A 17,732-nucleotide genomic window follows, 5' to 3' on the forward strand; every position below is an offset into this window, starting at 1 on the left:
TCAGTACCTCATCAGCTTGTCGGGGGTGACGGGCAGGTCACGCACCCGGACGCCCGTCGCGTTGTGCACGGCGTTGACGACCGCGGCGGGGCTGCCGACGATGCCGAGCTCACCGATGCCCTTGGAGCCCATCGGGTTGGCGTGCGGGTCCGGTTCGTCCAGCCAGACGGCCTCGATGTCGCGGACGTCCGCGCTGGTGGGGATGTGGTACTGGGCGAGGTCGTGGTTGACGACGTGACCCGTGCCGTGGTCGAGGACGCCTTCCTCGAACAGCGCCATCGACATCCCCATGATCATGCCGCCGATCAACTGGGACCGTGCGGTACGGGGGTTGATGATCCGTCCCGCGGAGAAGACCCCGAGCATGCGCGGCACTCGGATCTCGCCGGTCTCCGCGTGGACACGTGCCTCGGCGAACTGTGCCCCGAACGAGTGCGCGGCGTACTTCTCCAGCTCCGGGTCCGCGGGCGCGGCGGAGACCGTACGCGCGCCGGCGGCGGGGTCCTGGCCGTGCTGTACGCGGAAGGCCCGGCACGCGGCCACGACCGCCGAACCCCAGCCGTTGGTGCCGGAGGACCCTCCCGCGACGCTGGCGTTCGGAAGGTCGGTGTCGCCGATCTCGAGGTGGACGGCCTCGAACGGGCGGTCGAGGGCGTCGGCGGCGATCTGGCTGAGCACCGTCCAGGTGCCGGTGCCCAGGTCGGCGGCGCCGATGCGGACGGCGTACCGGTCGGCGCCGAGGTACTCGATCTCGGCGGCCGAGCCCGGGAGCGTCCATGCCGGATAGGTGGCGGCGGCCACTCCCAGCCCGACCAGCCAGTCGCCCTCGCGCCGCACTCCCGCGGTGGTGCGCCGCTCCCAGCCGAAGCGGCGGGCTCCGGTGCGCAGGCACTCCAGCAGATGCCGGCCGGACCATGGCCTGCCGGTCTCCGGGTCCCTCCCCGGCTCGTTGCGCGCGCGCAGCTCGATGGGGTCCAGCCCGCAGGCGAGAGCGAGTTCGTCCATGGCGACCTCGGCGGCGAACATGCCCGGTGCCTCACCCGGCGCCCGCATCCAGGACGGGACGGGGACGTCGAGCGCCGCGAGCCGGTGGCTCGTACGCCGGTTGGGCGCGGCGTACACCAGCCGCGACGGCACGGCCGTCTGCTCCGCGAACTCCTTGATCCGGGAGGTGTGTTCGACGACCTCATGGCTGAGGGCGGTCAGGTGTCCGCGCGGGTCCGCGCCGAGCCGTACGCGCTGCAGCGTCGGGGTGCGGTGACCCGTGAGCGGGAACATCTGCTGCCGTGTGAGCGCCAGTTTGACGGGCCGTCCGGGAGCGAGACGCGCCGCGAGCACCGCCAGCACATTGTGCGCGTGCGGCATCCCCTTCGATCCGAAACCGCCGCCCACGTGCGGGGAGATCACCCGCACCCACTCGACGGGCAGCCCGAACAGCGGGGCGAGAGTCTGCCGGAGCAGGTGGGCCCCCTGGGTGGAGTCGTAGAGCGTCAGCCTCGGGCCCCCGGCCGCCTCCGCGTCCCAGACGGCGACGCTCGTGTGGGGCTCCATGGGGTTGTTGTGCTCCATGGGGGTGCTGTAGGTCTCGTCGACCGTGGTGTGCGCGGCGGCGAGTGCGGCCTCGACGTCGCCCTCGGCGGAGTCGGCGGGGAAACCGGCGTTGACCAGCCCAGGCCGGTACAGGTCCGGGTCGTCCGCGTCCAACTCCGTGATGTGCGGCTGCAGTTCGTACTCGATACGGATGAGTGAGGCCGCGTGCCGCGCGGTCTCGGGTGTCTCGGCGAGCACGGCACCGACGACCTGGCCGCGGAAGGCGACCTCGTCGGACTGCAGCACCGCCAGTTCGGCGTCGCCGGTCTCCGCCAGGCGCGGGGCGTTGCCCGGGGTGAGCACTGCCAGGACGCCCTCCAGCGCCTCCGCCTGAGCCGAGTCGACCGCCACGACCCTGCCGCGGGGGACGGCCGCCGTCAGGGGATGCACGTACGCGGGGTCCTCCAGCTGATGTTCCCACGCGTAGGGCGCGGTGCCGGTGACCTTGGCGTACCCGTCCAGGCGCGGCAGCGGGCTGCCGACCACACGCGGGGTGAGGGGTGCCGGCCGCTGCGAGGTCTGCGGGAGGTCGTGGGCGCGGGTCATCGCTGCTCCTGTGCGGCCAGCTCGCGCAGCAGCACGGCGAGCGTGTTGCGCGTCATGGGGATCTTGAAGGCGTTGCCGGGGAGAGGCTGCGCCGCCTCCAGTTCCGCGTCGGCCGCCTGCCGGAAGATGTCCTCGCTCGCGCGGGCACCGCGCAGGACCTCCTCCGCGCGGGTGGCGCGCCAGGGCTTGTGCGCGACCCCGCCGAACGCGACGCGCGCCTCGCGCACCCTGCCTGACTCGATCTCCAGCACGGCGGCGGCGGAGACCAGCGCGAAGGCGTACGAGGCGCGGTCACGCACCTTGCGGTAGCCCGAACGCGCGTGGGAGGGCAGCGGCGGCAGCTCGACGGCGGTGATGAGCTGCCCGTGTCCGAGGAGCGTGTCCCGTTCGGGCAGGTCGCCCGGCAGCCGGTGCAACTCCCGCAGGGGAATGCGGTGTTCGCCGTCCTCACCGAGCACGGTCACCACGGCGTCGAGGGCGCTCATGGCCACAGCCATGTCCGAGGGGTGCACGGCGAGGCAGTGTTCGGAGGCGCCCAGGACGGCGTGGTGGCGGTTCCATCCGCCGACCGCCGCGCATCCCGATCCGGGCTCGCGCTTGTTGCAGGGCGTGGTCACGTCCTGGAAGTAGCCGCACCGGGTGCGCTGCAGCAGGTTGCCGGCCGTGGTCGCCGCGTTGCGCAGCTGGCCCGAGGCGCCTGCCAGCAGCGCCTGGGAGAGGACGGGATAGCGGCGGCGCAGCACAGGGTGCGCGGCGAGGTCGCTGTTGCGGACCGTCGCGCCGATGCGCAGACCGCCGTCGGGCATTTCCTCGATCCGGTCGAGCGGCAGCCGGCTCACGTCCACCAGGAGCTCGGGCGCTGCCAGACCGAGCTTCATGTGGTCCACGAGGTTGGTGCCGCCGCCGAGGAAGGCGGCGTACGGGCGTGCCATGACGGTGGCGACGGCGGTACGGGCGTCCGGAGCGCGCCGGTAGTCGAAGGGGATCACCGGCCGCTCACCGCCTTGACCGCGGCGACGATGTTCACGTACGCGCCGCAGCGGCACAGGTTCCCGCTCATGCGTTCGCGGATCTCCTCCTCGTCCAGGCCCAGGTGGCCGTCCGGTTCTGTGACGGCGCTGGGATGCCCCGCGGCCACCTCCGCGAGCATGCCGACCGCCGAGGTGATCTGTCCGGGCGTGCAGTAGCCGCACTGGAACCCGTCGTGGTCGAGGAACGCCTGCTGTACGGGGTGCAGCTCCGCGTCCGTCCCGGCGAGTCCGTCCGCGGTGGTGACCTCGGCGCCGTCGTGTGCGACGGCGAAGGTCAGACAGCTGACCACGCGCCGCCCGTCCAGCAGCACCGTGCAGGAGCCGCACTGTCCATGGTCGCAGCCCTTCTTGGGCGAGGTGACGGACAGCCGGTCGCGCAGTGCGTCGAGCAGCGTGGTGCGGTTGTCCACGGTCAGCGACCGCTGCCGGCCGTCGACCCGGAGGCTGAGGTGAGTGTCCACCCCGCGCCAGTACCACCCGGCCTCACGGCACCAAACCTGCCGCAACAGCGGGCTGCCGCCGTGCGGACGCGGGCCGCGTGCGCACAGCCGGGCGGCGCGGCAGGCTGGAGTGACGGACCGGTGCGGGCGGACGGACAGCCGCGCCGGCGACACTGCGGAGGGACGGCGGAGATGTTCGAAGCGGGCGACATCCGTGAGTGGCGCGACCGTGACGTCGTCGATCCCGGCGGCAGCAAGATCGGCACGCTGGAGGCCGTCTATGTCGATACGCGCACCGACAAGCCCTCCTTCGCCACCGTGACCGTCGGTATGCCCACGCGGCGCCGGCTGGTGTTCGTACCGCTGACCGGCGCGACGGTCGGCCCGGAGTATCTGCGCGTCGTCCACTCCCGGCGGGACGTACGGGCCGCCCCCTCGATCCCCACCGACGGCGAGCTGCCCGCCGCGGACGAGCGCGCCGTCTTCGCGCACTACGAACTGGACTACGAGACGGGTGCGGGCGGAGAGCGGCGGCTGGCCCGCCGCTGAAGTCCGCCCGCGGCCGCCCGGGCGCACGGGGCCCGACCCGCACCGGCCGGGTGCCTCTAGAGTCGGACCCATGGCTGCAGACGGAGGAACCGTACGGGTCGACATCTGGATCTGGTCCGTACGGCTCACCAAGACCCGGGCGATGGCCGCGTCGGCGTGCCGCGCCGGACATGTGCGGGTCAACGGAGAACGCGTCAAGCCCGCCCATCCGGTGCGTGAGGGCGACCAGGTGCGGCTGCGTCACGCGGGACGGGAGCGCGTCGTGGCCGTCTCCCGCGTCATCCGCAAACGCGTCGGTGCTCCGGTGGCCGTCGAGTGCTACGTCGACAACAGCCCGCCGCCACCGCCCCGCGAGGCCGTCGCGCCCGCCGGACACCGGGACCGGGGCACGGGGCGGCCGACCAAGCGGGACCGGCGGGAGATGGAGCGCCTGCGGGGGCTGCCCGGCGGACCGCGGTGAACCCGCTCCCGGCCGGGAGGCGGCGCGGAACGTCTCAGGTCTCTGCGCGCAGTTCGCGGTCCGCGGCCCGCAGCAGTGTCAGCAGCATGCGGTTCAGCGGTACGGGGATGCCGTGCCGCTCGGCGGCGCGCACCACGGGGCCGGTGATGTGCTCGTGCTCCAGTGGGCGGCCGGCGAGCCGGTCGTAGAGCATGGACGTGCCGCCGTCGGGCGGTACCGAGGTGTTCTGCCGCAGTGCGCGGCGTACGTCCTCCCCGTCCATCCGTGCGCCCTCGGCGCGGGCGACGAGAAGCGCCTCGTTGAGGACGTCCTCGGCGAGTTTCCGCATCTCCGGGTCGCCCAGGATGTGCATGCGCTGCTTGAGGATCGCGGTGAGGGGGTTGGCCGCGACATTGGTGAACATCTTGCGCCAGGCGGCCGTACGGAAGTCGGCGGCGCCGCGGACTCTCAGACGGCTGCTGTCGAGGAGCCCGGCGAAGGCGTCCGCCTCCCCGCCCTCGGGCACGTGCAGTTCGCTGCCCGCGTGGTGGACGATCTCGCCGGGTGCGACGCGCTCGACCTGCATGTACGCGAGCGTCGGCATGAGCCGTGTCCCCGGCGGCAGCAGCGGAGCGACGCGCTCGGCGTGGTCGATGCCGTTCTGGATGACGGCGACGACGGTCCCAGGTCCGCACAGTGCCCGCAGCCAGCCTGCGGCACCCTCGGTGTCCTGGACCTTGGTGGTCAGGAACACCCAGTCGGCGGGCGCGACTTCCTCCGGGCGCCGCGCGAAACGCAGGGCGGGGCGGAGCACTTCGCCGCCCGTACGGACCGTCAGCTCATCGAGCGGCGCCCGCAGACAGAGTGTGACGTCATGGCCGGCCTCGTGCGCGAAGGCGGCGGTGAGCCCGCCGACCGCGCCGGAGCCGATCACCGCTATGTGCGCGGCCTGATCTGAAGAACGCATACGGGCGATCGTATGTGCGCACGCAAGTGACCGGGCCGGGGCATCCATTACCGCAAATCTGACATATCGGGTGTTACGCATAGACCTCTCTGCCGGTTTCATTGAGCGGGACGAGGTTCGGCCATGTACGTGCTGCCTGCGGCTCCGAGCGCGCCAGTCATCGACCGACTCAGACGCCTCCCCGAGTACGGGCCCCGCCCTCCCGGACGTCCCCTGCTCCCCCTCGGAGCCGTCGCGGCGGCCTACACGCTGGCGCAGCTTCTCCTCGTCCTGCCCGGCACCGGCCTCGGCTGGGACGAGACCGTCTACATCAGCCAGGTCGACGAGGGCCCCGCGGCCTACTTCAGCGCCCCGCGCGCACGCGGCATCTCCTATCTGGTGGCACCGGTGGCCGCCTTCACCTCCTCCACCCTCCTCCTTCGCGTCTTCCTCGCCGTGCTGTCCGGACTGAGCCTGTTCGCCGCGCTGTGGGTCTGGCGCCGCCTGCTGCCCGTGCCCGTCCTCACCTGGGGCGGCGGGCTCTTCGCAGGACTGTGGATCAGCCTTTTCTACGGGCCGCAGGCCATGCCGAACCTGTGGTGCGCCTTCGGCACGCTGGCAGCGGTGGGCTGCTTCCTGCGGTGCGTACGGAACGTGCCCGACCGAGCGGCGGCGGCCGGTCTCGTCCTCTCCGTGGGCGTCGTGGCGCTGATGCGTCCGCCCGACGCGGCCTGGCTGCTCCTGGCCCTGGGCGGCGCCGCCCTCCTGGTGCCGCACTGGCGCCGCCCGGCCCTGCTGTGGGGTCTGCCGGCCGGAGCGCTGCTCGGCGCCGGCCCCTGGATCGCGGAGGCGTACACGGCGTACGGAGGGCTGTTCGCGCGTCTGCACCGTGCAAGTGAGATCCAGGGCGGCATGGGATGGAACGTGGCGATCGGGGACCACGTGCGCAGCCTGCAGGGGCGGATGCTGTGCCGTCCGTGCGACATGGCCTGGGAGGACCCGCTGACGGCGCTGTGGTGGTTCGCGCTGCCGCTGCTGGCCGCGGCGGGGATCACCGCGGCGGTACGCGCGGGGCGCCGGGACGCCGCGGTGCTGGCCGCGGTCACCGCGGTGGTGCTGGCGCTGCCGTATCTGTTCCTCATGGAGTACGCGGCGCCGCGTTTCCTGCTGCCCTCCTACGCGCTGCTCGCCCTTCCGGTCGCCGAGTGCGTGCGCAGGGCCTTCGCCCAGAGGCCGAACGGCCGGCGCCCCCTCGTCCTGATCGCCGTGCCCGCCCTGCTGCTGGGCAGCCACTTCGGCGTGCAGTACCAGGTGCTGGGCTCCGTGCTGGACAGCAACCACCGCATGACGCGGAAGATGACCGCCGCGGCCGAGACCATGCACGGCCTCGGTCTGCGGGAGCCGTGCGTCCTGACCGGTCCGCTCGCCGTTCCCATCAGCCACTACGCGGGGTGCGCCGCGCGCCAGGACCGAGGTCACGACATCAACATCACCGCCTCCGGCCTGCGAGAACTCGCGGGCGGCAAGCAGCCGATGGCCGTGACGGTGCCGCCCCGGCAGACGCCCCCGCGCTGGGCCGGCGAGTGGCCCTCGGCGCAACTGCCCCACATGCCGGCGGGCTACCGCGTGTACGTGGCGCCGCGAGGGCGGTGACGACGGGCCGCTCGGGCAGCCCCACGGCCCGTTTCGCGGACTCAGGCCGAGGCACCCGGCCGTCCGTGTGGCTGCTGAGACCGCCCGGTGTCCACCGTCCCCAGAGCGATTCGGATCTGCTGCTCAAGGCACTCCGCCATCTCGGCCTGCCCCGAGGGGCCCGCATGCTCGACATCTGCACCGGCACCGGCGTGGTCGCTCTCGCCGGCGCCCGGTACGGCGCCGCCGAGGTGCACGCCGTCGATCTGTCCGCGCGGGCGGCGCTCGCCGCACGGTGGAACGCCCGGCTGTCCGGCTTGCCCGTGACCGTCCACCGCGGGGACTTCCCCACCCTGCGGGCGCTGCGGACGGGAGGGCTGGAGGCCCGGGTGACCGCTCGCAGCGGGCAGCCCTTCGGACCGGTACTGCGCAGCCGGGCGGCATGGCTGGAGAAGCGGGGGCTCATCGCTCCCGGACAGCGAGAAGAGGAGTTGGTGGTCGTCCGTGCCCGACGCGAACCGTCCGGAACATGACCGTCACGAGCCCGGTCGGCCTGACGCTGTCCTGCCGCAGGCCGGCCGCCCGGAGTCCGGTGCGCGGCCGGAGTCCCGCACCGGGCGGGCCGCCCGTCGCGTGGTGATCGATCCCGGCGGTCCCGTCCTCGTCGAGGGTCCGGTCGAGGTGGACCTGGGCGACGGCCGTACCGTCACCTCGGACCGTTTCATGGTGGCCCTGTGCGCCTGCCGCCGCAGCGGCGACTACCCGTGGTGCGACACCAGCCACCGGCGCCGTCCGCGTTCGCCCGGCGCGGGGACGTCCGCGGGCCCGGCGGAATCGGCCGGTCCTCCGGAAGCCGAAGGCCCCGCGGGGTCAGCGGGGCAGCGGCCGCCGCAGTGACGTCGCCCCCGCGTCCCAGGCCCGGCCGAGGTGCGCTGCCAGCCGCTCCTCCAGAAGCTGTGTGGCCTGGATGCCCAGCACGATGTCCGCGGCGAGCTCCGGCTCGTCCTCGAGCAGACCGCCGACGACGTCCCGGCGCATCACCTGTTCGTGTACGGCGTCCGCCTCGACGTGCTCGCGGTAGAAGAACACGCAGTCCGGGTGCCCGTCCATCCGCTCCAGGGCCCGCGCCAGCCGCCGCGCGCCGGGCGCCGTGGTGGTCTCCGCGGCGGCGAAGTGCCCCACGAGGGCTCCGCGCAGTCCGCGGTGCAGTCCGAACAGGGACATCATGTTGACGAGCGCGAGCGCGGGCGCCGGCACGTCCTCGAGGTGGCTCAGATAGCCGGGGTCCAGCCCCGCGCCGGCCAGCAGCCGGGCGAAGAGACGGGCGTGCACCCTCTCCGCGCGCCCGGCGCCGAACTCGTCGTACTCCACGGCCACCAGCGCCGCCTTGGCACGGCCGTGCAGACGCGGCACGACCCACACGTGCGGGTCCGCCTCCTTGAGGTGGTAGACGGAGCGGTGCACGAACAACTCCCGCATCTGCCACCACTCCCCCCGCTTCTCCAGCCGGCGGGGAATCCCCCCTCCCCCGGGCGGCTGAGTCAGCAGCGCGTCCAGCTCCGCGGAGACGTCGTCGCCACCGCCGACGCCTGTCCGCAGCCCGTGCAGAAAGGTCCGCTCCAGCACTCCGCGCAGCCGCAGCAGCTCCGGCTCCCACTCCCACCCGGCGTCGACGCCGCGGAAGCCCCGGTAGTGCAGCTCGTAGCACAGGTGCAGCGCCAGCTGGAGGTCCTCACCGAAGGGACCGCTCCCGGCCGCGGGAGGCCAGGCGGGCCCGGCAGGCCCGGGGGACGTACGAAGGGCCCGGATCACCGCGGCGGACAGGGCGCCGCGCGGCTGCGGAAGCGCCGCCGCGCCCCCCGTTTCCGGCCGCGGTGACACGACGGGGGCTTTCACGCCGCGCTCCGCGAGCCGGCCACCGGGCGCACGGACCGCCTTCCGGCACGGAGCTGCCGTGCCGGATCGCTCAGACGGGTGCGGACACCCGGGGCGGCTTCAGCCCGGGCGGTGTGGGGTTCCCCCTTCGGCTGTGTGCCGCCTACGGGGGCGAGTCCGCCCGCCGCTGCCCGGATCGTCTCCGGGCAGCGGGGTACGGGAGTGCCGGGCGCCGCGTCGGCGACCGGGAACTCCTCCTCGACACCCACCCAGGCCGCCGGAGGCCCGGGGGCCTCCGGCGCCGTGCGGGCGGAGGCTGCGTGAGGTGCACCGGCCATCTCACCCTCCAGACGAACGGGGCGGGGCGGGGACGAGGCGTGCACGCGGTGCGATGTCATGCCGGTCGGAGACGGCATGCGACGACGTGCCCGGCCAGGTCACGAGGTGCCCGGGCCCCGCCCGCGGCAAACAGCCCGCGGCCCTGGCCCCGCCCGCGCGTTACGCGGCTCTGCTGCCGGGGGCGGCGGGGCCGGAGGTGCGGCGCCCGCCCCCGGGGCGGCGGGACCTGCCGCCGGCGGCACCGCGCGCACCCGGCCCCTGCCCGTTGCCGTTGCCGGCGGTGCTCTTGCTGCTGCCGTCGGCTCGCCCTGCCGTGGCCGTCCGGCCGCCGCCTGCGCTCCGGCCGCCACCGCTCGTGCGGTTGCCGCCGCCCCCGGCACGGCCGCGGTTGCCGCCGCCGCGCTTGCCGGAGCGGCTCCGGCCTCCGCCGGCCGCCTGGGCCGTGACCGGCTCGGCGACCGTCACAGGCACGCCCGAGGGGTCCTGGGCACCGGTGAGGCGGACCAGGTCCTCCTGACGTGAGGCGGCCTTGACCGTACGCGCGGAGATCCCGGCGGTGGCCATGAGCCTGTCCATCTCTCGCCGCTCCTCGGGCAGCACGAGGGTGAGCACACTGCCCGAGGCGCCCGCACGGGCGGTGCGGCCGCCCCGGTGCAGGTAGTCCTTGTGGTCGGTGGGCGGATCGACGTTGACGACCAGGTCGAGGTCGTCGATGTGGATTCCGCGGGCGGCGACGTTCGTTGCCACCAGCACATTGACGTGTCCGCTCTTGAAGTGCTCCAGGGCACGGGTCCGCTGCGGCTGCGACTTCCCGCCGTGCAGGGCCACCGCCCGTACGCCGTTGCGCAGCAGGTCCTTGGTCAGCCGGTCCACGGAGCGCTTGGTGTCGCGGAACATCAGCACGCGCCCGTCGCGGGCAGCGATCTGCGTGGCGGTGCTCATCTTGTCCGTGCTCGCGACGTGCACTATGTGGTGTTCCATCTCGGTGACCGCTCCCGCCGAGGCATCCACGGAGTGCACCACCGGATCGGTCAGGAACATCCGCACGAGCCGGTCGACGTCCCGGTCGAGCGTGGCGGAGAACAGCATGCGCTGACCGTCCGCCGGAACCTGCCGGAGCAGGGCAGTGACCTGCGGCAGGAAGCCCATGTCGGCCATCTGGTCGGCCTCGTCCAGGACGGTGATGCGCACCTCGTCCAGGCTGCAGTCGCGGCGTTCGATGAGGTCCTTGAGGCGGCCGGGAGTGGCCACCAGCACTTCGGCGCCGCCGCGCAGCGCCGCTGCCTGGCGGGAGATGGCCATGCCGCCGACGACGGTGGCCAGCCGCAGCTGCAGCGAGCGGGCGTACGGGGTGAGGGCGGCGGTGACCTGCTGGGCCAGCTCCCTCGTGGGCACCAGGACCAGTGCCAGCGGCTTGTGCGGCTGGGCACGCCGGGGGGCGGTACGGGCGAGCAGGGCGAGGCCGAAGGCCAGGGTCTTGCCGGACCCGGTGCGTCCGCGTCCCAGCACGTCGCGGCCGGCGAGCGAGTTCGGCAGCGTGGATGCCTGGATGGGGAAGGGCACGCTCACGCCCTGCTGGGCGAGGGTCGCCAGCAGCGGGGCGGGCATGTCCAGGTCGGCGAAGGCCTCTGCCGGGGGGAGCACGGGTGTGGTGCTGACCGGTACGGCGAAGTCCTTGGGCGCGGCGGGTGAGGGCCTGCGGGCGGGTGCCGGACCGCGGGAGCGGGCGGGGCGCTGCCGGGCGGAGGCGGAGCGGGTACGGCGATTCACGGAAGAGACCTTCCTCGAGGCGGCGCGCGCCGAGGAGGGCTCCGCGGCGGGAGGCCGTGGAGAGACCACAAGAACGAGCCGGGGGAATGCGAATTGGCTGAGAGATTCAGCGGGACGCGGGTGCGTCCGGGCACGCGTCGGGGTCCGCACCCGTCAGGTGCGGACCCCAACCGTTTACTTCAAGATCAGGCAGGAACGATGTTCTCGGCCTGCGGGCCCTTCTGGCCCTGGGTGACGTTGAAGGTCACCTTCTGGCCCTCGTGGAGCTCCCGGTAGCCCTGGGCGTCGATGTTCGAGTAGTGAGCGAAGACGTCGGCGCCGCCGCCCTCCTGCTCGATGAAGCCGAAGCCCTTTTCCGAGTTGAACCACTTCACGGTGCCAGATGCCATGTCGATCTCCTTCAAAGGTAAAGCTGGAGTTCCGCACTGCGCGGAGCTCCGTCGCCGCAATGACCCCATCCGAGAGAACGGAAAACAAAAATGCGCCTGAAGGTCACAACCGTCAGGCGCACACAAGTCATGGGTACCAAAACTGCAACTCGCTCAACGTAGCACACTCCTGGGCGTCAGTGGTGACCCTCGTGCCCGGGCACGGTGCCGTCCGGCTTGGCGACGAGGAGCAGCCCGGCCATTCCCATGTCCGAATGGCTCTGCACATGACAGTGATACATCCACGCTCCGGCGCCGGCCTCCTCCCCCGCGACGATCTGGAAACCGAAGGAGTCCGCCGGACCCGTGATCTTGTTGTCGATGACCCTGCTGGGGTCTCCGGGGCCTTCGAGCAGGCCCGTGCGGTTGTCCGCCCAGCGGTGACCGTGCACATGGAAGGTGTGGTAGTACTCGCCGTGCGTGATCATGATGATCTCGAGGCGGTCGCCCACGGTGACCTTGAAGTCCGGGCCCTCCGGGAGATTGTTGATCGTCATGTCGTTGAAGACGACGGTGAATTGGGCATCGGGGAGGATGTCTCCCTCCCTGCGCACGACCACCGGCCCGTAGAGCCCGGCACGGATGCCGCCCGTGCCGTGCTCCGTGCCCACGATGTGATCGTGGTAGTGCCAGTAGCCCGCGCTGCCGGGGCGGTAGGTTCCGTCCTCGCGCTTGCCGGGGGCGTGTGTGCGCCAGGTGTAGGTGCGCTTCCCTCCGGGTTCGACGACGCTGTCGTTCATCTTGGTGCCGTCGTTCGCCCGGTCGTAGTCGACGCCGTGCGGGTGCAGGCTGACGGTGGAGTCCGTGGTGTTCTCGAACTCGATGTGCAGGGTGTCCCCTTCGACGAGTTCGATCAGCGGGCCGGGGACCGTGGCTTTGCCTTTCTCCAGTCCGTAGCCGAGCTGATCGCCCGCCAGCTTCTCGGCGTAGAGCTTCATATGGCGCACTTCGCCGCCGGGCCCGGCACGGCGCACGGCCGCGGCAGCCGCCGCCGGACGGGCGGGTGCGGGGGCGGCCGCGGCAGGGGCGGCGCCGAGGACGGCCGGGGTGAACGCGGCGGCCGCGGAGCCCGCGAACAGGCGCCTGCTGAAGCTGCGGCGGGCGGGGTTGCGGGGCGTCTCGGTCATCGGTTCCCCCTTCTGGGCCTGAACAGGCCGTGTGCGCTGAGGCGTTGAGGTGAGCCGGGAAGGACCGTAGCGCCATGACTCCTGTTTATCCATATCCAGGACAAAGTTTGTTGAATCGCGGTCATAGCCCTTGGCGTTCCGCCAAAAGAGGTCTAACTTCATCGTCGTTTCTGTGACTTAAGAGGGGTGGAGCACACATGCGGCTCGAACCGCGGCAAAAACCCTCCCGTTCACGAGGGTTGCGCACGTCACGCCACAGGTCCCGGCGCCGCCTCATCGCGGCGCTCCTCGCGGGCGCGGTCGGTGCCGCCCTGCTCGGCGGGTCCCCGGCACTCGCGGGGACCGCACCCGACGAGTCGTCCCCGAAGCTTCAACTCCCCAGCCCGCCGGGCGGGGAGAACGTACGCGTGCTCGTCTTCCACGGATCGGCGGGCGAGGAGCCCCCCACCGTGGAGGCCGGCATCGAGGCGATCGAGGCGATCGGGCGGAGCGGCCCGGCCGCGCGGCACTTCGCCGTCACGGCGACCGCCGACCCGTCGGTGTTCGCCACCGAGAAACTCGGCCGCTACAACGCGGTCGTCTTCCTCACCGGCGGCGGCGACGTACTGGACCCGGCCCAGGAAGCGGGTCTGGAGAGCTACATGGAGGCCGGCGGCGGCTTTCTCGGCATCCACGGCGCGGCCCGGGCGGAGCCCTACTCCGACTGGTTCGAGGGCCTGGTGGGCGCACGCCCCGCCTCCGGACCGGACAAGACCCAGCGCGCGACCGTCGAGGTCGGCGACCGCCGCAACCCCGCGACCCAGCACCTGCCGGCGGAGTGGAAACGTCCCGACAAGTGGCTCAACTGGGAGAAGAACCCCAGTGGTTCGGTGCACACGGTCGCGCGCGTCCGGGAGAGCACCTACGCGCCCGGCGAGGGCGCGATGGGCTGGGACCACCCCGTCTCCTGGTGCCGTGACTACGACGGCGGACGCTCCTTCTACACCGCCATGGGCGGCACGGCCGACAGCTTCCACGAGAGCGACTTCCGCAGCCATCTGCGCGGTGCCCTGATGTGGACGTCACGGCTCGCGCGGGCCGACTGCCAGGCCACCATCACCTCCAACTACAAGGCTGAACGGGTCACTTCGCCCAACCAGCCCGGCGAGTCCGACCAGATCGGCGAACCGCACGGACTGGCCACCGCAGAGGACGGCCGGGTCTTCTACATCGGGCGCGGCGGCGGCGACGCCGAGGCACCCGTGGTGACCGACTGGGACAACCCGGAGATCGGCAAGGGCCAGGGAACCGTGCACGTGTGGGACCCCGCGACGAAGAAGGCCGAACTGGCCGGTTCGCTGACGGTGTTCGGCAACAAGGGCGGCGGCGACGAACTGGTCAAGGTCGAGGAGGGCCTGCTCGGGATCGCGCTCGATCCGGACTTCGCCGACAACGGCTGGATGTACCTGCACTGGACGCCGCACTCGGGACTCGACCGGGAGACGCACATGGCCGAGCGCCGCGTCTCGCGCTTCACCGTGGACGCCGCGACCGGCAAGCTGGACAAGGCATCGGAGAAGGTACTGCTCGACTGGCCGGTGCAGGTGCACAGTTGCTGCCACGCGGGCGGCGGCATGGCCTTCGACTCGGAGCGGAACCTGTACATCGCCACCGGTGACAACAACTCCTCGCAGTTCAGCGACGGTTACTCCGGCAACAATCCCGAACCCGACTTCAAGGGCGTCTCCTTCGCCGACGCCCGCCGCACCTCCGGCAACACCAACAACCTCAACGGCAAGATCCTGCGCATCCACCCCGAGGACGACGGCACCTACACACTGCCCGAGGGGAATCTCTTCACCGGCGAGGAGAGCGACGAGGGAGGCGGCAAGACCCGCGGCGAGATCTATGTGATGGGAGTGCGCAACCCCGCGCGCATCTCCATCGACCCGGCGACCGACGCCCTGCACGCGGGCTGGGTCGGGCCGGACGCCGGTGCGCCCAGCACCACTTGGGGTCCCGCGAAGTACGACACCTTCGCCCGCATCACCGAGGCGGGCAACCACGGCTGGCCGTACTGCATGGGCAACAAGCAGCCCTACCGCGACCGCAATCTGCCCGACCCGGACAAGCCGCTGGACTGGTACGACTGCGACAACCTCAAGAACGAGTCGCCGCACAACGACGGCCTGGTGAACATCCCGCCGGCCAAGGACAACAACATCTGGTACTCGCCGCAGGGCGGAGGCCCCGACTACCCGCGTGACGAGAACGGCGTGCCCAGCTACGAGGAGGACGAGCAGGAGCTGCTGCTGCCGTGGCTCAAGGGCGGCGGCCAGGCCACGATGAACGGCCCGGTCTACCGCTTCGACAAATCCACGGCGTCGAAGGCGAAATGGCCCGCCTACTGGGACGGCAAGTGGTTCGTGGGCGACTTCTACGACGCCGAACAGCCGCGGCACGCCGTGGTGATGCCGGACGGCGGCGAGCAGGGCGCTCTGCCCGTGCACGCGGAGAGCCTTCGCAAGATCATCCCGACAGGTGAGGAGGGCATCCGCAACCTGATGGACTGGAAGTTCGCCCCCGACGGTTCGCTCTACGTCCTCGACTACGGGCGCGGGTTCTTCACCTCCGACGACAAGTCCGCGCTGTGGCGCGTGAGTTACCAGGGCGGCAAGGCCACTCCCCGGGCGGGCGACGTGGTCGGGAAGGCGGGGTTGCGATGAATCCGTTCCGACGGGTCACACCCGCCGCACGGCGGCGGCGCCAGGCACGTACGGCCGTCACGGCGCTGTGCGCGGCCGTGTTGATGGTGCTGGGCCTGGTGGCGGCACCGGCTCAGGCACAGCAGTCCCCGCCGGGGGACGGCGCCCGCGCCGAGCAGCTGCTCACCTGGACGGCGAGCGACGACATCACCCGCTACACCTCGGCGCCGGAGACAGCTGTGGCGGGCGCGGCCACGATCGTCTTCGAGAACAGCGAGGCGACCGGCAACACCACGTCCATGCCGCACACGCTGACGTTCGTCAAGGGCGACCCGGACTACAACGACGACGTCGACGTGAACATCCTCGCCAACCCCTCCGACGCACAGGGCGGAAAGCACTCCGTCGAAGTCACCCTCACCCCCGGAACATACCGCTACCACTGCACCATCCCGGGGCACGGCCAGATGCAGGGCACGCTGGTGGTCACCGACGGAGGCGGAGGCGAGGACACCACACCGCCGGAGACCTCGGCGACCGTGGCGGGAGACCAGAACTCCGACGGCGAGTACGTGGGCACGGCCACGGTCACCGTCACGGCGGCGGATGCGGGGAGCGGGGTCGACACCGTCGAGTACGCCCTCGGCGACGGCGGTTACCAGCCCTACACCGAGCCGGTGATGGTGCAGGAGACGGGCGAGCACACCCTCCGCTACCGAGCGACGGACAAGGAGGGGAACATCGCGGAGGAGAAGAGCATCGACTTCACCGTCGTCGCACCACCGACGGACGACACCACGCCGCCGGAGACGTCGGCGACGGTGGACGGTGAACAGGACGCCGACGGCGCGTACATCGGCATGGCCACCGTCACCGTGACGGCCTCGGACGCCGGCTCGGGCGTCAACACGATCGAATACGCCCTCGGTGACGGGGAGTTCCAGCCCTACACAGCACCTGTGATGGTGCACGAGACGGGGGAACACACCTTCCGCTACAAGGCCACCGACAAGGCGGGCAACGCGGCGGAGGTCAAGACCGCGGACTTCACCGTCGTCGAACAGCCCGAGGAGGACACCGCGCCGCCAGAGACGACGGCGAAGACCGAGGGAAGGCAGAACTCCGACGGCGACTACCTCGGCAAGGCCACGGTGACACTCACCGCGACCGATGAGGGTTCCGGCGTGGAGAAGGTCGAATTCTCCCTCGACGGCGGGCCGTTCCTCGCCTACACCGATCCGGTCGTGGTGGACCGGGCCGGACACCACAGCGTCGCGCACCGGGCCACCGACAAGGCGGGCAACACCTCGCAGGCTGTCTCCGAGTCCTTCGACGTGGTACCGGGCGGCGGCGTCCCCGCGCCGGACTGCCCGGAGTACGACGAGCGCGAGACCGTCTTCGTCGGCGAGATCGACACCGGCGTCCCCAACCGCATGACGCGCGAACGCTGCACTGTCGGGGAGCTGATCGAGGACGAGAAGGACTGGTCCTCGCACGCGCTCTTCCTCAAGCACGTCACGGAGGTCACCGACGCGCTGCTGAAGGACAAGGTGCTCGACAAGCGCGAGCGCCGGCTGATCAACCGCGCGGCCAAGGACTCCGGCATCGGCAAACCGGGGCAGCAGACCGGCTACAAGAAGCTGTTCGACGGCACCGAGTCCTCCTTCGAGCAGTGGCAGCACGTGGGCGGCGGCGCCTTCGGCCTCAACGACGACGGCAGCATGACCAGCAGCACGGACGTCGAGGGCATGGGCATGCTCTGGTATCCGAAGCGCAGGTGGAGCGACTACTCGCTCAAGCTGCAGTTCCGCGACGACGCTCCCGGCGAGGGCAACGCCAACGCCGGTGTCTTCGCCCGCTTCCCGAACGTCCACGACAACCCCGAGGAGTCCCGGCCCGAGTGGGTGGCCATCAAGTACGGGCACGAGCTGCAGATCCTCGACAGGCCGGACGGAGACATGTACAAGACCGGCTCCGTCTACGGGTTCGACCGGGTCGGCCTGGGCGGTGCGGGCGTCACGCCCAAGGGCACCTGGAACGACTACGAGATCAAGGTCGTCGGGCAGCACTACTCGGTCTACCGCAACGGCGAGCTGATCAACGAGTTCGACAACGACGGCGGCCAGGTCTTCGAACCCCCGCGTGACGACGACCCGGGTACGGACGGGCGCCGCTACGCCTCGGGCTACGTCGGACTCCAGGTGCACGGCGTCACGGACGTGATCTCCTACCGGGACGTGCGGATCAAGGAGCTCTGAGCACGGCACACGTGCCGCTGGGTATGGAGGGGTCCGGCCGGTGAACGGCCGGACCCCTCTGTCCGGATCCCGCCCACG

At 71.7% G+C, this 17,732-nt stretch carries 15 protein-coding genes; 7 read left to right on the forward strand and 8 right to left on the reverse strand.

Annotation, left to right across the window (positions count from 1 at the left end; all coding sequences use genetic code 11):
• Genes H343_RS0103495 through H343_RS0103505 form a run of 3 tightly spaced genes read right to left on the reverse strand, consistent with a single transcriptional unit; the run spans nucleotide 1 to nucleotide 3,628 of the window.
• Complete coding sequence (locus H343_RS0103495; protein WP_051264554.1) at nucleotides 1–2,136, reverse strand: xanthine dehydrogenase family protein molybdopterin-binding subunit; 2,136 nt, start codon at nucleotides 2,134–2,136, stop codon at nucleotides 1–3.
• Nucleotides 2,133–3,125 (reverse strand): FAD binding domain-containing protein, encoded by a 993-nt coding sequence (locus tag H343_RS0103500; RefSeq protein WP_028429995.1) that lies wholly within the window; start codon nucleotides 3,123–3,125, stop codon nucleotides 2,133–2,135. The genes H343_RS0103495 and H343_RS0103500 overlap by 4 nt, the downstream gene beginning before the upstream one ends.
• Entirely contained in the window at nucleotides 3,122–3,628 is a 507-nt protein-coding gene (locus H343_RS0103505) for a (2Fe-2S)-binding protein (RefSeq protein ID WP_028429996.1), read from the reverse strand. The genes H343_RS0103500 and H343_RS0103505 overlap by 4 nt, the downstream gene beginning before the upstream one ends.
• A 171-nt stretch (nucleotides 3,629–3,799) precedes the next feature.
• On the opposite strand from H343_RS0103505, the gene H343_RS0103510 reads away from it, so the two are divergent.
• Both H343_RS0103510 and H343_RS0103515 read left to right on the forward strand, forming a co-directional pair.
• Nucleotides 3,800–4,156: a PRC-barrel domain-containing protein gene (locus H343_RS0103510; RefSeq protein WP_028429997.1), complete on the forward strand. Its 357-nt coding sequence runs from the start codon at nucleotides 3,800–3,802 to the stop codon at nucleotides 4,154–4,156.
• Nucleotides 4,122–4,616, forward strand: a complete 495-nt coding sequence (locus tag H343_RS0103515; protein WP_486586769.1) for an RNA-binding S4 domain-containing protein — start codon at nucleotides 4,122–4,124, stop codon at nucleotides 4,614–4,616. Before H343_RS0103510 ends, H343_RS0103515 begins: the two co-directional genes overlap by 35 nt.
• A gap of 34 nt (nucleotides 4,617–4,650) precedes the next feature.
• On the opposite strand, the gene H343_RS28720 is transcribed toward H343_RS0103515, so the two are convergent.
• Complete coding sequence (locus H343_RS28720; RefSeq protein WP_037902258.1) at nucleotides 4,651–5,562, reverse strand: 2-dehydropantoate 2-reductase; 912 nt, start codon at nucleotides 5,560–5,562, stop codon at nucleotides 4,651–4,653.
• 123 nt (nucleotides 5,563–5,685) lie between these two features.
• Between H343_RS28720 and H343_RS28725 the strand changes: the two genes are divergently transcribed.
• The 3 genes from H343_RS28725 to H343_RS33850 all read left to right on the forward strand — a co-directional run bounded on the left by H343_RS28725 (nucleotide 5,686) and on the right by H343_RS33850 (nucleotide 8,070).
• A complete protein-coding gene (locus tag H343_RS28725; RefSeq protein WP_486586770.1) occupies nucleotides 5,686–7,194 on the forward strand; it encodes a hypothetical protein in 1,509 nt (502 codons plus the stop codon).
• Between the two features lie 65 nt (nucleotides 7,195–7,259).
• On the forward strand, nucleotides 7,260–7,706 hold the full coding sequence (locus H343_RS0103530; RefSeq protein ID WP_028429999.1) for a methyltransferase domain-containing protein: 447 nt from the start codon (nucleotides 7,260–7,262) through the stop codon (nucleotides 7,704–7,706).
• A 100-nt stretch (nucleotides 7,707–7,806) separates the two neighbouring features.
• Nucleotides 7,807–8,070, forward strand: a complete 264-nt coding sequence (locus H343_RS33850; protein WP_199778867.1) for a CDGSH iron-sulfur domain-containing protein — start codon at nucleotides 7,807–7,809, stop codon at nucleotides 8,068–8,070.
• On the opposite strand, the gene H343_RS0103540 is transcribed toward H343_RS33850, so the two are convergent.
• The 4 genes from H343_RS0103540 to H343_RS0103560 form a co-directional block, all read right to left on the reverse strand.
• Nucleotides 8,044–9,069, reverse strand: a complete 1,026-nt coding sequence (locus tag H343_RS0103540; RefSeq protein ID WP_051264557.1) for an iron-containing redox enzyme family protein — start codon at nucleotides 9,067–9,069, stop codon at nucleotides 8,044–8,046. The two genes, H343_RS33850 and H343_RS0103540, sit on opposite strands and share 27 nt — an antisense overlap.
• 477 nt (nucleotides 9,070–9,546) lie before the next feature.
• The gene (locus H343_RS28735; RefSeq protein ID WP_037902264.1) at nucleotides 9,547–11,157 is read right to left on the reverse strand and encodes a DEAD/DEAH box helicase; all 1,611 of its coding nucleotides are present in this window, start codon (nucleotides 11,155–11,157) and stop codon (nucleotides 9,547–9,549) included.
• Between the two features lie 185 nt (nucleotides 11,158–11,342).
• Entirely contained in the window at nucleotides 11,343–11,546 is a 204-nt protein-coding gene (locus H343_RS0103555) for a cold-shock protein (RefSeq protein ID WP_028430002.1), read from the reverse strand.
• A 176-nt stretch (nucleotides 11,547–11,722) separates the two neighbouring features.
• Entirely contained in the window at nucleotides 11,723–12,712 is a 990-nt protein-coding gene (locus H343_RS0103560) for a multicopper oxidase domain-containing protein (protein WP_028430003.1), read from the reverse strand.
• 197 nt (nucleotides 12,713–12,909) lie between these two features.
• Here H343_RS0103560 and H343_RS0103565 point away from each other — a divergent pair, with 197 nt between their 5' ends.
• The gene (locus H343_RS0103565) at nucleotides 12,910–15,417 is read left to right on the forward strand and encodes a ThuA domain-containing protein (protein ID WP_028430004.1); all 2,508 of its coding nucleotides are present in this window, start codon (nucleotides 12,910–12,912) and stop codon (nucleotides 15,415–15,417) included.
• Nucleotides 15,418–15,500: 83 nt separating this feature from the next.
• Nucleotides 15,501–17,654, forward strand: a complete 2,154-nt coding sequence (locus H343_RS0103570; protein ID WP_037902466.1) for an OmpL47-type beta-barrel domain-containing protein — start codon at nucleotides 15,501–15,503, stop codon at nucleotides 17,652–17,654.
• The last annotated feature ends 78 nt before the right edge of the window (nucleotides 17,655–17,732 follow it).

The organism is Streptomyces sp. TAA204 (assembly GCF_000424965.1).

Coding starts and splice junctions, on each gene's coding strand:
- H343_RS0103495 (WP_051264554.1), bottom strand. CDS start 2,136: ATGACCCGCGCCCACGACCTCCCGCAGACCTCGCAGCGGCCGGCACCC.
- H343_RS0103510 (WP_028429997.1), top strand. CDS start 3,800: ATGTTCGAAGCGGGCGACATCCGTGAGTGGCGCGACCGTGACGTCGTC.
- H343_RS28720 (WP_037902258.1), bottom strand. CDS start 5,562: ATGCGTTCTTCAGATCAGGCCGCGCACATAGCGGTGATCGGCTCCGGC.
- H343_RS28725 (WP_486586770.1), top strand. CDS start 5,686: ATGTACGTGCTGCCTGCGGCTCCGAGCGCGCCAGTCATCGACCGACTC.
- H343_RS0103555 (WP_028430002.1), bottom strand. CDS start 11,546: ATGGCATCTGGCACCGTGAAGTGGTTCAACTCGGAAAAGGGCTTCGGC.
- H343_RS0103560 (WP_028430003.1), bottom strand. CDS start 12,712: ATGACCGAGACGCCCCGCAACCCCGCCCGCCGCAGCTTCAGCAGGCGC.
- H343_RS0103565 (WP_028430004.1), top strand. CDS start 12,910: ATGCGGCTCGAACCGCGGCAAAAACCCTCCCGTTCACGAGGGTTGCGC.
- H343_RS0103570 (WP_037902466.1), top strand. CDS start 15,501: ATGGTGCTGGGCCTGGTGGCGGCACCGGCTCAGGCACAGCAGTCCCCG.